The organism is Geobacillus sp. LEMMY01 (assembly GCF_002042905.1).
GTDB lineage: Bacteria > Bacillota > Bacilli > Bacillales > Anoxybacillaceae > Geobacillus > Geobacillus proteiniphilus.
On the sequence record NZ_MVKA01000006.1, the window covers coordinates 76486 to 91285 of the forward strand.

At 51.2% G+C, this 14800-nt stretch carries 12 protein-coding genes and 1 rRNA gene; 8 read left to right on the top strand and 5 right to left on the bottom strand.

From position 1 onward, the window contains the following. Positions 1–14 precede the first annotated feature (14 nt). From mnmE to rpmH, 5 genes are all read right to left on the bottom strand, one after another. Positions 15–1403 carry a tRNA uridine-5-carboxymethylaminomethyl(34) synthesis GTPase MnmE gene (gene mnmE / locus B1A75_RS04590; RefSeq protein WP_074042941.1) on the bottom strand — a complete coding sequence of 463 codons (1389 nt, stop codon included), beginning with the start codon at positions 1401–1403 and terminating at the stop codon, positions 15–17. Positions 1404–1742: 339 nt separating this feature from the next. Beyond that, on the bottom strand, positions 1743–2399 hold the full coding sequence (gene jag / locus B1A75_RS04600) for an RNA-binding cell elongation regulator Jag/EloR (RefSeq protein ID WP_074042943.1): 657 nt from the start codon (positions 2397–2399) through the stop codon (positions 1743–1745). Then, complete coding sequence (gene spoIIIJ, locus B1A75_RS04605; protein WP_074042944.1) at positions 2396–3160, bottom strand: YidC family membrane integrase SpoIIIJ; 765 nt, start codon at positions 3158–3160, stop codon at positions 2396–2398. Before spoIIIJ ends, jag begins: the two co-directional genes overlap by 4 nt. 73 nt (positions 3161–3233) lie before the next feature. After that, positions 3234–3599, bottom strand: a complete 366-nt coding sequence (gene rnpA, locus B1A75_RS04610; protein WP_074042945.1) for a ribonuclease P protein component — start codon at positions 3597–3599, stop codon at positions 3234–3236. A 79-nt stretch (positions 3600–3678) separates the two neighbouring features. Continuing rightward, entirely contained in the window at positions 3679–3813 is a 135-nt protein-coding gene (rpmH, locus tag B1A75_RS04615; RefSeq protein WP_003253900.1) for a 50S ribosomal protein L34, read from the bottom strand. A gap of 479 nt (positions 3814–4292) precedes the next feature. Between rpmH and dnaA the strand changes: the two genes are divergently transcribed. The 8 genes from dnaA to B1A75_RS04655 all read left to right on the top strand — a co-directional run. Next, positions 4293–5645 (top strand): chromosomal replication initiator protein DnaA, encoded by a 1353-nt coding sequence (gene dnaA, locus B1A75_RS04620; RefSeq protein WP_217700889.1) that lies wholly within the window; start codon positions 4293–4295, stop codon positions 5643–5645. Between the two features lie 172 nt (positions 5646–5817). Beyond that, positions 5818–6954: a DNA polymerase III subunit beta gene (gene dnaN / locus B1A75_RS04625; protein WP_079935832.1), complete on the top strand. Its 1137-nt coding sequence runs from the start codon at positions 5818–5820 to the stop codon at positions 6952–6954. A 196-nt stretch (positions 6955–7150) separates the two neighbouring features. After that, a complete protein-coding gene (gene yaaA / locus B1A75_RS04630; RefSeq protein ID WP_031406397.1) occupies positions 7151–7372 on the top strand; it encodes a S4 domain-containing protein YaaA in 222 nt (73 codons plus the stop codon). A gap of 11 nt (positions 7373–7383) precedes the next feature. Beyond that, positions 7384–8502 (top strand): DNA replication/repair protein RecF, encoded by a 1119-nt coding sequence (gene recF / locus B1A75_RS04635; RefSeq protein WP_074042946.1) that lies wholly within the window; start codon positions 7384–7386, stop codon positions 8500–8502. Positions 8503–8548: 46 nt separating this feature from the next. After that, a complete protein-coding gene (gene gyrB, locus B1A75_RS04640; protein ID WP_079935833.1) occupies positions 8549–10471 on the top strand; it encodes a DNA topoisomerase (ATP-hydrolyzing) subunit B in 1923 nt (640 codons plus the stop codon). A gap of 153 nt (positions 10472–10624) precedes the next feature. Further along, positions 10625–13102, top strand: a complete 2478-nt coding sequence (gene gyrA, locus B1A75_RS04645; RefSeq protein ID WP_074042948.1) for a DNA gyrase subunit A — start codon at positions 10625–10627, stop codon at positions 13100–13102. A 123-nt stretch (positions 13103–13225) separates the two neighbouring features. Beyond that, positions 13226–14293, top strand: coding sequence for an HD-GYP domain-containing protein (locus B1A75_RS04650; RefSeq protein WP_074042949.1), 1068 nt, complete (start codon positions 13226–13228; stop codon positions 14291–14293). 380 nt (positions 14294–14673) lie between these two features. Beyond that, a 16S ribosomal RNA gene (locus B1A75_RS04655) occupies positions 14674–14800 on the top strand; the annotation flags it as partial.

The window sequence follows — 14800 nt, forward strand, 5'->3', positions numbered from 1 at the left end:
GATATCCTCCTTGATTATTTTCCTAAACAAAATTGAGAAAACAACTGGTCAATCAAGCTTTCATGGATCGTATCACCGATGATTTCACCAAGCAGCTCCCATGCCCGGCGCAAATCGATTTGGACGAGATCGACCGGCATGCCGGCGTCAATGCCGGCCAACGCGTCTTCAATCGCTGTTTTCGCCTGCTCGAGCAAGGCGATATGGCGGGAGTTAGAAACGTACGTCAAATCGCCGGCCTCCAGCTCACCCCCAAAAAACAGGTCAGCAATCGCTTTTTCCAGTTCATCAATTCCTTGTTCATGCAACAGCGATGTCGCCACGACCGGCCGGCCGGCCGCCAGTTCCTTGACTCGCTCCATATCGATCCGCCGAGGCAAATCGGTTTTATTCACAATGACGATGGCGTCCATTCCCTCGATCATGGCAAACAGCCGCTCGTCCTCTTCCGTCAGCGGTTCATGATAATTCAAAACGAGCAAAATTAAGTCGGCCCGCTTCAACATTTGCTGCGAGCGCTCGACGCCGATCCGTTCGACGACGTCTTCCGTTTCGCGGATGCCAGCCGTATCGATCAAGCGAAGCGGTACGCCGCGGACGTTGACATATTCCTCGATGACGTCGCGCGTCGTTCCCGGAATATCGGTGACGATCGCCCGATTTTCATGGACGAGCGCATTCAAAAGCGACGATTTGCCGACGTTCGGCCGCCCGATGATGACCGTTGCCAGCCCTTCCCGCAATATTTTTCCTTGCGCGGCGGTCGACAGAAGCTTTTCAATTTGCCCGCGCACATATTCCGCCTTTTCCCGCAAAAGGAGCGGCGTCATCTCTTCGACATCATCGTATTCCGGATAATCAATATTGACTTCAACATGTGCCAGCGTCTCCAAAATCGTCTGCCGCAATTCGCGAATCAATTTTGAAAGGCGCCCTTCCATTTGCTGTAGGGCGACGTTCATCGCTCGGTCGGTTTTGGCGCGGATTAGGTCGATGACCGCCTCAGCTTGAGATAAATCGATGCGCCCATTTAAAAACGCCCGCTTCGTAAACTCCCCCGGTTCGGCGAGCCGCGCCCCGTTTGCCAGCACGAGCTGCAACACCCGATTGACGGAAACAAACCCGCCATGGCAGTTGATCTCGACCACGTCCTCGCGCGTAAACGTCTTCGGTGCGCGCATAACCGACACCATTACTTCTTCAACGACCCGTCCGCTTTTCGTATCGATGATATGCCCGTAGTGGATCGTGTGCGATGGAACGTCTTTGAGCCGCTTTCCGCTCGGGCTGCGGAAAAGCCGGTCAGCGATCTCAACCGCTTGATCTCCGCTCAACCGAACGATGGCAATCGCCCCTTCGCCCATCGGCGTCGAAATGGCGGCGATCGTATCAAATTCCGTCAAAGCTGTTCACCTCTCTTTGCTCCGCTTTCTCTATATCCACAGCCCGTTTTGGCCGCTTGTTTTCCTTGTGCATATTCACTTAGTTCAATTTTAACTTATCCACATGTGAATAACAATACGGCGCGCTCAACGCGGTTGTTGAAAAATATAAGCGGCGGCCGTCAAAAAAGTTGATGGAAACTAGTGATTTCTTCACAATCATCTGGACGGATAGGCAAAAAAGACTGTTGCTGCGCTGTTTCCCAATTTGAAAAAGCTCTTGCTGAAACGCCCCCCATTTCCATCGCCAATCTTCCATGCGGCGCCAACACCGTAAAAAAAGAGGCGCCTCTCTACAGTTTAGCGAGGCGCCTCTTTTTTCGGCGACATTTTGCCTGTTTTCGGAGCGACGACGATCGAACGGTGCGGATCAACGCCAACGGAATAGGTCAAGACGTGCTTGTTGCCAGCCAGCGCTGCGTGGATGATCTTCCGTTCATGCGCCGGCAACGGCTCCAACCTTACTTCTTTTCCCGTCTTCACCGCCCGGGCGGCCAGCTTGTGCGCCAGCTCGATCAGCGCCTTTTCCCTTCGTTCGCGGTAATTTTCGACATCGACGGCAATCGACACGTATTCGTCAGCATGGCGGTTGGCGACGAGCTGCGCCAAAAACTGAAGAGCGTTTAACGTTTGCCCGTGCTTGCCGATTAATAGACCGACCGGCCCCCCGTGCACATGAAGCGTCACCTGCTTGCCGCGGCGGGCAGCTTCGATGCTTGCCCCTTCCGCCCCCATTTGCGCGATGACTTGCTGCAAAAAGCGAACCGTCTCCTCAACCGGGTCGATTTTCAGCACGGCTTTCACAACCGCCGGCCGGCCGCCAAACAAGCCAAACCAACCTCTTTTCCCTTCATCGAGCACAACAATATCCGCACGCTCTCGGGGCGCGCCAAGCTGCGCGAGCGCCAACTGCACCGCCTCTTCGACTGTTCGGGCGGTCGCGGTTACTTCTTTCACTTTTTCGCTCCTCCTGAATGGGCGGCAATCTCCGGCCCTTTAATGAAATACGTTTGCACAATGGAGAAAATATTTCCGACGACCCAGTAAAGCGACAAAGCAGCCGGGAAGTTGATCGCGAAAATGACGATCATAATCGGCATCATCCAAAGCATCATCGCCATTTGTGGATTTTGCTGAGCGGAGCCGGCCATCATGATTTTCTGCTGGATGAACGTCGTCACGCCGGCAATGACCGGCAAAATGTAGTACGGGTCTTTTTCGCCAAGGTCAAACCATAAAAAATTATGTTGAGCAATTTCCCTCGTCCGCATGATGGCATGGTAAAACCCAATTAAAATCGGCATCTGGATCAAAATTGGGAAGCAGCCGGCCATTGGGTTGACGCCGTGCTTTTGGAACAAGAGCATCATCTCTTGTTGGAGCTTTTGTTGAGTTTGCGCGTCTTTTGAGCTGTATTTTTTGCGGAGCGCTTCGATTTCCGGCTGAAGCGCTTGCATCGCCTTCGCGTTGCGCGTCTGTTGGATCATCAGCGGCAAAATCAACAAGCGGATCAAAATGGTGACGACAATGATCGACAGACCAAAGCTTCCGCCGAGCAGCCCGGCGACATATTTGATCAGCCAAGAAAGCGGATAAACGATATACTCGTTCCAAAACCCCTTGCTTTCCGGGGTGATCGGTTTGTGAATTTCCGTGCATCCGGCCAGCACAGACGCTAACGCACCGAACAAAACGATCAATCCGATTCGCCTTTTCACCTTCTTTTTCCTCCCACATATACAAGTTCACGTATGTATTTTACCATCTTTTTTTGCCGCGTGGAGCATTTTTTCAAGCCGAATGCGGCGGCCGGCCTCCATTTTTCAGCCCTCCGGATTTCCGGAGCACATGGATTAAACTTCTTTTCACTTCCGCATAATTCATCTCCGCCGCCGGCTGCCTAGCGATAACGACATAGTCTTTGCCAGGGGTGATGTCCTCTTTCAATTCGAGGAAGCATTGGCGGATGTATCGCTTGATTCGATTTCGGACGACAGCCTTTCCGAGTTTTTTGCTGACAGACAGCCCGATGCGAAAATAAGGTTGCTCCGGGCGGTCAAGCGTGTAGATGACAAACTGGCGGTTGGCCGTTGAAGCGCCCCTCTGAAACACTTCCTGGAACTCTTCGTTTTTCTTGATCCGATACTTTTTTTTCATTCTCCCAAAACACTCCATTTGCCTAATTTCCCGGCGGCAAAACATTGAGAAAAAAGACCACTGAAACTTCAGTGGCCTATTATGCAGACAAAACTTTTCTTCCTTTGCGGCGGCGGCGCGCCAACACTTTTCTGCCGTTTCTCGTGCTCATGCGCGCGCGGAATCCGTGCACTTTGCTGCGTTTCCGTCTATTCGGTTGATACGTCCGTTTCATCTATGACACCTCCCTAGGGAATAACAGTTACGGGCAGTCTTTCTCATTATATTGAACAATCTTAGCAAATGTCAACCGCCTCTTCGTTTTTCCAACTTTGATCATCGTTGTGGATAAATTTTCTCTCTCCTGTCAACAATCCACAACATTTATCGACATTTTTTTCACATGTTCAATGGTGTGGATAACGATTTTTGCACAGCTTGTCAATTTTGTGGATAATCAAAAAAATCCCGTTGCAACAGGCCGTTTTATTTGCTATTATTATTGTGTTTTCACTATGGATAATCATGTGAATAAGATAAATCTATCCACATTTTGTGGATAGTTTGTGGATATTTTTTTTCACAGCGTGTTAATAACGTTATCCACAGATGGTGGATTTTGTCGAAAAGCTGCTTTTTTCCTTAATATACTTTTTCCACAAACTTATTTTTTCAAACAAACGATCATCCTCTGACTTAAGGGAGGGGCAACGGGTGGAAAATATCCATGACTTATGGGATCGCGTGCTCGCGGAGATCGAACGAAAAATCAGCAAGCCGAGCTTTGAAACTTGGCTCAAGTCAACGAAAGCCCACTCTTTACGAGGTGACACGCTCGTCATCGTAGCCCCGAACGAGTTTGCTAGAGATTGGCTTGATTCTCGCTACTCCCATTTGATTGCGGAAACGATCTACACCATCACGGGCGAAGAATTGGCCGTCAAGTTTATCATTCCGCCAAATCAGGATGATGAAGAACTGGAGTTCCAGTCATCCAAGAAAAAGCAACGGAAACCGTATGAAGAGGCAAACGATTTCCCACAAAGCATGTTAAATCCGAAATACACGTTCGATACGTTTGTCATCGGCTCCGGCAACCGGTTCGCCCATGCCGCTTCATTGGCGGTCGCTGAGGCCCCGGCCAAAGCGTACAACCCCTTGTTTATCTATGGCGGCGTCGGATTAGGAAAAACGCACTTAATGCACGCGATCGGCCATTACGTGATTGAACATAACCCATCAGCGAAAGTGGTCTATTTATCTTCGGAAAAATTTACGAATGAGTTTATTAACGCCATCCGAGACAACCGCCCTGACGACTTTCGCAACAAGTACCGGAACGTTGACGTTCTACTGATCGATGATATTCAGTTTTTGGCTGGAAAAGAACAAACGCAAGAGGAATTTTTCCATACGTTCAATACGCTGCACGAGGAAAGCAAGCAAATCGTCATCTCAAGCGACCGACCGCCGAAAGAAATCCCAACGCTTGAAGACCGCTTGCGCTCGCGCTTTGAGTGGGGGCTCATCACCGACATTACGCCGCCTGATTTGGAGACGCGGATCGCTATCCTCCGCAAAAAGGCGAAGGCAGAGGGGTTTGACATTCCAAACGAGGTGATGCTTTATATCGCCAATCAAATTGACTCAAACATCCGTGAGCTTGAGGGCGCCCTCATTCGCGTCGTCGCCTATTCGTCGCTCATCAACAAAGAGATCACCGCTGACTTGGCAGCAGAGGCATTGAAAGATATCATCCCGAGCGCAAAGCCGAAGGTAATCACGATTCAAGACATTCAACGCGTTGTTGGACAGCATTTCAACATCAAGATGGAAGATTTTAAAGCGAAAAAGCGAACAAAATCGGTCGCGTTCCCTCGGCAAATTGCCATGTATCTCTCCCGCGAACTGACCGACTGTTCGTTGCCGAAAATCGGCGATGAATTTGGGGGACGCGATCATACAACCGTCATCCACGCCCATGAAAAAATATCAAAGCTTTTGCAAACCGATACGCAGCTGCAAAGGCATATACAAGAGATTCAAGAAAAGCTGAAGCAACTGTGAACAACTGTCTCGGTTTTATGCACAGCTTATCCACATGTGGACAGGCTGTGCTTGCTTCGCTTTTTTTGTTTATCCACATACTAACAAGCCATACGACTAGTACTACGGTTTTTGTTTTTATATTTTCATAATTTATTTCCGACGATCTAAAGAAACGGGGAGGAACAGCAACGTGAACATTTCCATTGACCGCGAAGCGTTGGCCAAGAGCGTCCAAGACGTGATGAAAGCCGTATCGACAAGAACGACGATTCCGATTTTGAACGGAATCAAACTAACAGCAACCGCCTCGGGAGTAACGCTGACCGGAAGCGATTCCGACATTTCAATTGAATCGTTTATTCCGCTTGAAAAAGAAGGAAAGTTGCTCGTTGATGTGAAAAGACCGGGGAGCATCGTACTGCAGGCGCGCTTTTTCTCTGAAATCGTGAAAAAACTGCCGCAACAAACGGTGGAAATCGAAACGGAAGACAACTTTTTGACGATCATCCGCTCGGGGCACTCAGAATTCCGCCTCAATGGGCTAAACGCCGACGAATATCCGCGCCTGCCGCAAATTGAAGAAGAAAACGTGTTTCAAATCCCGGCTGATTTATTGAAAACCGTGATTCGGCAAACAGTGTTCGCTGTTTCTACATCGGAAACGCGCCCAATCTTGACAGGTGTCAACTGGAAAGTTGAACATGGCGAGCTTGTCTGCACAGCGACCGACAGTCATCGCTTAGCCATGCGCAAAGTGAAAATTGAGTCGGAAAATGAAGTGTCATACAACGTTGTCATCCCTGGAAAAAGTCTTAATGAGCTCAGCAAAATTTTGGATGACGGCAACCACCCGGTGGACATCGTCATGACAGCCAATCAAGTACTGTTTAAGGCGGAGCACCTTCTCTTCTTCTCCCGGCTGCTTGACGGCAACTATCCAGAGACGGCCCGCTTGATTCCAACAGAAAGCAAAACGACCATGATCGTCAATGCAAAAGAGTTTTTGCAGGCAATCGACCGAGCGTCCTTGCTTGCTCGAGAAGGAAGGAACAACGTTGTGAAACTGACGACGCTTCCTGGAGGAATGCTCGAAATTTCTTCGATTTCTCCGGAGATCGGGAAAGTGACGGAGCAGCTGCAAACGGAGTCTCTTGAAGGGGAAGAGTTGAACATTTCGTTCAGCGCGAAATATATGATGGACGCGTTGCGGGCGCTTGATGGAACAGACATTCAAATCAGCTTCACTGGAGCCATGCGGCCGTTCCTGCTGCGCCCGCTTCACACCGACTCGATGCTTCAGCTCATTTTGCCGGTGAGAACATATTGACCCATCGCCCTCCTATTGGCGAAAAACATTCAGCCTCAAGAGCAAAAGCCGCCCGGCAACGCCGCTTTTTCTCAAGTCCGATGAGAAGGCGGGCAACACATACGCCCGTCCTTCCCATCGGCTTTCTTTGCGAGTGGGCGGATTTTCCGGTAAAATAAAAAAATAGGCAGTTTGAAAGAAAGCGAGCGATGAACGGATGGAACAACGGGTGACGATCACAACGGAAACGATTACGCTGGGGCAGCTTTTGAAACTCGTGCGATTGATCGATACTGGCGGTGCGGCCAAATGGTTTTTGCAGGAACATCACGTGCTTGTCAATGGAGAACGGGAAAACCGGCGCGGGCGAAAGCTGAGAGACGGCGACCGGGTCGACATTGAACCGTTTGGCACGTTCGTCGTCGTAAAAGCGGAGTAGGTGAAGGTTCGGTGTTTTTGACCAACTTAACGTTGACGAATTACCGCAATTATGAGTATGAAACGCTGAATTTCGGCGAGGGCGTAAACGTCATCTTAGGAGAAAACGCCCAAGGAAAGACGAACATGATGGAGGCCATTTATGTTTTGGCTATGGCGAAGTCGCACCGCACGTCCAACGATAAAGACCTTATCCGTTGGAATGAAGAGTATGCTAAAATAGAAGGAAGAGCGGAAAAACGAAGCGGATCGTTAGCGCTTGAGCTGTTGATTTCAAAAAAAGGAAAAAAAGCAAGGTGCAACCATATTGAACAGCAGCGGCTCAGCCAATATGTCGGCCATTTGAACGTCGTCATGTTCGCTCCCGAAGACTTGAATTTAGTCAAGGGAAGTCCGCAAGTGCGGCGCCGATTTGTTGATATGGAAATCGGGCAAATGTCGCCTGTGTATATACATGATTTGAGCCAATACCAAAAGCTGCTGCAGCAACGCAATCATTACTTAAAAATGATGCAAGCGCGCGAGCAGAGCGATGAGGCGGTGCTTGATGTGTTAACTGAGCAGCTTGTATTGCTGGCGGCCAAAATTACGCTGCGGCGCCGCCAGTTTTTGTCGCTGCTTGAGCAATGGGCGATGCCGATCCATTATGAAATCAGCCGCGGCGCTGAACAGCTTTGCATCCGATACGAACCGTCGGTCGACGTATCAGAAAAGACGGAATTGTCGAGAATAGTAGAAGCATACAGTGAAACGTTCGCTGCCATGAGGGAACGGGAAGTTCAGCGGGGAACGACGCTGATCGGCCCGCATCGCGATGATATCGCGTTTTTCGTGAATGGAAAAAACGTGCAAACTTTCGGTTCTCAAGGGCAACAACGCACAACGGCGCTAGCGGTCAAGCTGGCAGAACTTGAGCTCATCTTTTCCGAGTTAGGCGATTACCCCATTTTATTGCTTGATGATGTGTTGTCAGAACTCGATGACTTTCGGCAAACCCACCTCCTTGATGCCATCCGGAAAAAAGTGCAAACTTTTGTCACAACAACAAGCATTGACGGCATTAAGCACGACATCATTCAAGAAGCGGCCATTTATCGAGTCCATTCTGGTTCGGTAACCGCTCCTTCTTGACCGCGAGACCGTTGAACGTTTGCAAAGAAAGCGTAGGTGATCAGGCATGACAATGGAACAACGGGTTGAGCAGACGTACGATGCAAGCCAAATCCAAGTGCTTGAAGGTCTTGAAGCGGTCCGCAAGCGCCCGGGGATGTACATCGGCTCGACGGGGCCGAAAGGACTTCATCATCTCGTTTGGGAAATCGTCGACAACAGCATCGACGAGGCGTTGGCGGGCTATTGCACAAACATCGATGTGACGATCGGCAAAGACAACAGCATCACCGTCGCCGACAACGGGCGTGGCATTCCGGTTGACATTCACGAGGCGACCGGACGGCCCGCCGTCGAAGTCATTATGACCGTCCTTCATGCCGGCGGGAAATTTGGCGGAGGAGGCTACAAAGTGTCCGGCGGCTTGCACGGCGTTGGCGCTTCGGTCGTCAACGCCTTATCGGAATGGCTCGAAGTGTATGTCTATCGGGATGGAAAAATTCATTACCAGCGGTACGAGCGCGGGGAGCCGTGCACCGACTTGCAAGTCATCGGCGAGACAGACCGGACCGGAACGACGACCCGTTTTAAGCCGGACCCGGAAATTTTCACTGAGACGACTGAATTTGACTATGAAACGCTGGCCACTCGGCTGCGTGAGCTCGCCTTTTTAAATCGCGGCTTAAAAATCACGCTGACGGACGAACGGGTCGACAACCGAAAAAACGAATATGTTTACGAAGGCGGCATTCGTTCATACGTCCGCCATTTGAACCGAACGCGAGAAGTGCTGCACGAGGAGCCGATTTATATCGCCGGCGAGCGCGACGGCATTGCCGTAGAAATCGCCTTGCAGTATAACGACGGCTATACAAGCAACATTTATTCGTTTGTCAACAACATTCATACGCATGAAGGCGGCACGCATGAATCCGGCTTTAAAATGGCGCTGACGCGCATCATCAACGATTATGCCCGCAAGCAACAAATTTTCAAAGAAAACGACGCGAATTTGACTGGCGAAGATGTGCGCGAAGGGCTGACGGCCATCGTGTCGATCAAGCATCCATCGCCGCAGTTTGAAGGGCAAACGAAAACGAAGCTCGGCAACAGCGATGCGCGCACGGTGACCGACGCTGTCTTTTCCGAACAATTTGAGACGTTTTTGCTTGAAAATCCAACGATTGCCCGGAAAATCGTCGAAAAAGGCATGATGGCAGCGCGGGCGCGGCTGGCGGCAAAAAAAGCGCGCGAACTGACGCGGCGCAAAAGTGCGCTTGAAATTTCCAATTTGCCGGGCAAACTGGCCGACTGTTCGTCAAGAGACCCGTCGATCAGCGAACTGTACGTCGTTGAGGGCGATTCGGCCGGCGGTTCGGCGAAACAAGGACGCGACCGCCATTTCCAAGCGATTTTGCCGCTGCGCGGGAAAATCCTTAACGTGGAAAAAGCGCGCTTGGACAAAATTTTGTCGAACAATGAGGTGCGGGCGATTATCACGGCTCTTGGCACGGGCATTGGCGAAGAGTTCGACATCTCAAAGGCGCGTTACCATAAGGTAATCATCATGACCGACGCCGATGTTGACGGGGCCCACATTCGCACGCTTCTTTTAACGTTTTTTTACCGTTATATGCGGGAATTGATCGAACGCGGTTACATTTATATCGCTCAGCCGCCGCTGTATAAAATCGAGCAAGGAAAACAGGTGCGTTACGCTTACAACGACCGCCAGCTCGAGAAAATCCTTGCCGAGCTGCCGGAACAGCCAAAACCGACGATTCAACGCTATAAAGGGTTGGGCGAAATGAATCCGGAGCAACTTTGGGAAACGACGATGAATCCGGAAACGAGAACGTTGCTGCAAGTAAGCCTGCAAGACGCCATTGACGCAGATGAAACGTTTGAAATTTTAATGGGTGATAAAGTTGAGCCGCGCCGCCAATTCATCGAAGAAAATGCCCGTTATGTGAAAAACTTGGACATTTAAGCTAATAAAGAAGAGGAAAGCAGCCGCCCTCCTCGCTTCACCTTGCCGACGGGGACAACCCGGCGCGCGAGCAAAGCGGCGCCCGCCGTCCGTCCGCGTCCGCCTGGCCGGGCGGGCCGGACTGGAGGAGGTTTGAAAGGGAGGTTTGAACGAATGGCAGAACACGAACAACCGCGCATCCGCGAAGTGAACATCAGCCAGGAAATGCGTTCTTCGTTTCTTGACTATGCGATGAGCGTCATCGTTTCGCGCGCCCTGCCGGACGTGCGCGACGGGCTGAAGCCGGTGCATCGCCGCATTTTATACGCCATGCACGACCTCGGCATGACCGCCGATAAACCGTATAAAAAGTCGGCTCGCATCGTCGGCGAAGTGATCGGGAAATATCATCCGCATGGGGATGCCGCCGTGTATGACACGATGGTGCGCATGGCGCAAGATTTCAACTACCGCTACATGCTTGTCGACGGACATGGCAACTTCGGATCGATCGACGGCGACGCGGCAGCAGCGATGCGCTACACAGAAGCGCGCATGTCGAAAATCGCCATGGAGCTTTTGCGCGATATCAACAAAGACACGATCGACTATCAAGATAACTATGACGGTTCGGAAAAAGAACCGGTCGTGCTGCCGTCCCGGTTTCCCAATTTGCTTGTCAACGGTTCATCCGGCATCGCTGTCGGAATGGCGACGAACATTCCGCCGCACCAGCTTGGCGAAGTGATCGACGCCTTGTTGGCATTAAGCCAAAATCCGGAGATGACGGTCGCCGATTTGATGGAATACATCCCAGGTCCTGACTTTCCAACCGCTGGACAAATTATCGGCCGCAGCGGCATCCGCAAGGCGTACGAAACGGGACGCGGCTCGATTACATTGCGCGCCAAGGCCGAAATCGAGCAGCAGCCAAACGGCAAGGAAACGATTATTGTGAGCGAGCTCCCTTATCAAGTAAACAAGGCGAAACTGATCGAGCGGATCGCCGAACTTGTGCGCGAGAAAAAAATTGACGGCATCACCGACTTGCGCGACGAGTCGGATCGGAGCGGCATGCGCATCGTTATCGAAGTGCGGCGCGATGCCAACGCGAAAGTGGTGTTGAACAATTTGTACAAACATACGGCATTGCAAACGAGTTTTGGCATCAACATGCTCGCTTTGGTAAACGGCGAGCCGAAAGTGCTGAACTTAAAAGAATGTTTGGAGCATTATTTGAACCATCAAAAAACCGTCATCCGCCGGCGGACGGCGTTTGAGCTGAAAAAAGCCGAGGCGCGAGCCCACATCTTGGAAGGGTTGCGCATCGCCCTTGACCATTTGGATGAAGTGATCGACCTCATCCGCCGCTCACAGACGACGGAGGCGGCGCGCGAAGGGCTGATGGCGCGGTTCTCCCTTAGTGAACGGCAGGCGCAGGCGATTTTGGATATGCGCCTGCAACGGTTAACCGGCCTTGAGCGGGAAAAAATCGAACAAGAATACCAAGACCTTGTCCGTCTGATCGCAGAACTGAGAGGCGTATTGGCCGACGAAGAGAAAGTATTGCAAATCATTCGCGATGAACTGAGCGAAATTAAGGAGCGGTTCAACGATGAGCGGCGCACGGAAATCGTTTCAGGAGCCGTTGAGCAGTTCGATGACGAGGATTTAATTCCACAAGAGCATGTCGTCATCACGCTCACTCATAAAGGCTACATCAAGCGCTTGCCTTTATCGACGTACCGGAGCCAAAAACGCGGTGGCCGGGGCGTGCAAGGCATGCATACGGCGGAAGACGATTTCGTCGAACATTTGCTTGTTACGTCGACTCACGACACTGTGCTGTTTTTCACGAACAAAGGGAAAGTGTATCAGGCAAAAGGCTACGAGATCCCGGAATTCGGCCGCACAGCCAAAGGGTTGCCGATCATCAACTTGCTTGAGCTCGATAAAGATGAGTGGATCAACGCCATGATTCCGATTGAAAGCGAGTTTAGCGATGAACGCTACCTCGTGTTTGCGACAAAGCAAGGAATTGCCAAACGTTCCCCACTTTCAGCGTTCGCCCATATTCGTAACAATGGGCTCATCGCCATCCATTTGCGCGAAGGGGATGAACTGATTTCTGTCCGGCTGACGGATGGCAAAAAGCATTTGATCATCGGTACGAAAAACGGCATGCTCATCCGTTTCCCGGAAACCGACGTGCGGGCGATGGGCCGCAGCGCGACTGGAGTCAAAGCGATCACGCTTGATGACGGGGATGAAGTAGTCGGCATGGAAATTTTAGAAGACCATCATGATGTGCTTGTCGTCACGAAAAAAGGGTTCGGCAAGCGCACTCCGGCCTCGGAATACCGCGCGCAAAGCCGCGGAGGCAAAGGATTGAAAACGTGCAACGTCACGGATAGAAACGGTCCTGTCGTTGCGGTGACAACCGTCGTCGGCAATGAAGACGTCATGGTGATCACGACCGGCGGCGTGCTCATTCGCATTGCCGTCAGCGATATTTCTCGGACGGGAAGAATCGCCCAAGGCGTTAAACTCATTCGCCTCTCTGGCGAAGATGGGCACGAGTGCGTCGCTACGGTGGCGAAAGTGCCTGAGGAAGAAAGAGACGAGGAAAAAGAAGAAGATCATTCGGCCTAGCGGAAACGGCGCTTCGCCTATAGGCGCGGGGCGTCGTTTTTCTGTTTCAAAAGCACTGCCATCGCGGCCAAAATCATGTTACGATAGAAATACAGAGAAAAAAGACAAAGGGGGCACTAATCGATGGTCCGTGTGAAACGCTCCCAGCTTCGCGAAGGATGCGTGCTCGCTGAAGATGTGCTCGGCAAGACGAAACGTCCGATTATCCCGAAAAACACCGTGATCACGAAACCGTTGCTGCTCGTACTTGAAAAATTCCTCGTTGAGGAAGTGGACGTTGAACCATTGCTTGCTAACGGCGAACCATTTCCCAACGTCGATTCCGCATCAACGGCGGCTGCCAAACAGCCGATGGCCTTCTACTTAGAGGCGGTCCAACGATACAAAACATGGTTTCAATCGTGGCAAGCCGGTTTGCCGGTTGATATCGGCGAAATCAGAGGGGTCATCATTCCGCTTTTTGAACGAATGGCGGGCCAAAAACGGGAGTTGCTTATGTTGCATCATTACGCAACAAAGGACGAATATTTGCACCATCATGCCGTCAGCGTCGGGCTGCTCGCGGGCTTTTTGGCCATGCAGCTTGGATACAGCGAAGGGGAATGCCACCAAATCGCCCTTGCCGGTGTGCTAGCAGACTGTGGCATGGCGAAAATAAGCAAGAAAATTTTGATGAATCCGTCGGCGCTCACTGAAGCTGAATTCAATGAAGTAAAGCAGCACCCTGTCTTCAGCTACCGCATGGTGCAAAAAATCCCTGCGCTAAACCATGGGGCAAAACTTGCCGTGCTGCAGCATCATGAACGAAATGACGGCAGCGGCTACCCGCTCGGAGTAAAAGCAGAAGGAATTCACCCTTACAGCCAGATCGTCGCCGTCGCTGATGTCTACCACGCCATGACTTCAGAACGGTTATACCGTCGCAAACAGTCGCCGTTTCGGGCCATTGAAACGATGCAAAGGGAGCAGTTCGGCAAACTGAGTACAGAAGCTGTCGCCGCGCTGGTGAACAATCTCATCGGCCTACAAACAGGAGCCGTCGTCAAACTCTCCAACGGCGAAATGGCTGAAGTGATGTTTATTCCTTCAGACGAGCCAGCCCGGCCGATCGTCAAGATCATCGAAACCGGACAGTTGCTGTCACTAAGCGTTCAGCGGGACATATATATCGAGGAAATGGTGCAAGGTTGATCAATGGTTTCAAAAAATACTATTGCCTAAACAACATCCACATGATATAATCAGCATTGCTTGTGACGGCAACGAAACAAAAAAGTTGTTGACTTTTCGTTGTCCACGCGTTATTATTTAATAGCTGTCATCATTAGGCGTCAGTGGAAAAGCTCCTTGAAAACTAAACAAAACGCAAGCGTCATAAGAAAAGCGGAGGCGCCGTAATTTCGCCTAAAGGCAGCCCGCGTCCTGCGGGCAACGGCGAAATATCGCCATCCTGGCGATCTCGAAGCCAAATGTTCTTCACCCGCTGGGGTGCTTGCACCCCGAGGGGGAAGGTGATTTGGCAGAAGAGAGCTAGGCGCCGAAGCTAGACAATGCGAAAAGCTGATCAATTTTCTTTGGAGAGTTTGATCCTGGCTCAGGACGAACGCTGGCGGCGTGCCTAATACATGCAAGTCGAGCGGACTGGATTGGAGCTTGMTCTGATTAGGTCAGCGGCGGACGGGTGAGTAACACGTGGGC

Coding starts and splice junctions, on each gene's coding strand:
- yaaA (WP_031406397.1), top strand. CDS start 7,151: ATGGAACAACGGGTGACGATCACAACGGAAACGATTACGCTGGGGCAG.
- B1A75_RS04650 (WP_074042949.1), top strand. CDS start 13,226: ATGGTCCGTGTGAAACGCTCCCAGCTTCGCGAAGGATGCGTGCTCGCT.
- gyrA (WP_074042948.1), top strand. CDS start 10,625: ATGGCAGAACACGAACAACCGCGCATCCGCGAAGTGAACATCAGCCAG.
- rpmH (WP_003253900.1), bottom strand. CDS start 3,813: ATGAAACGGACGTATCAACCGAATAGACGGAAACGCAGCAAAGTGCAC.
- gyrB (WP_079935833.1), top strand. CDS start 8,549: ATGACAATGGAACAACGGGTTGAGCAGACGTACGATGCAAGCCAAATC.
- rnpA (WP_074042945.1), bottom strand. CDS start 3,599: ATGAAAAAAAAGTATCGGATCAAGAAAAACGAAGAGTTCCAGGAAGTG.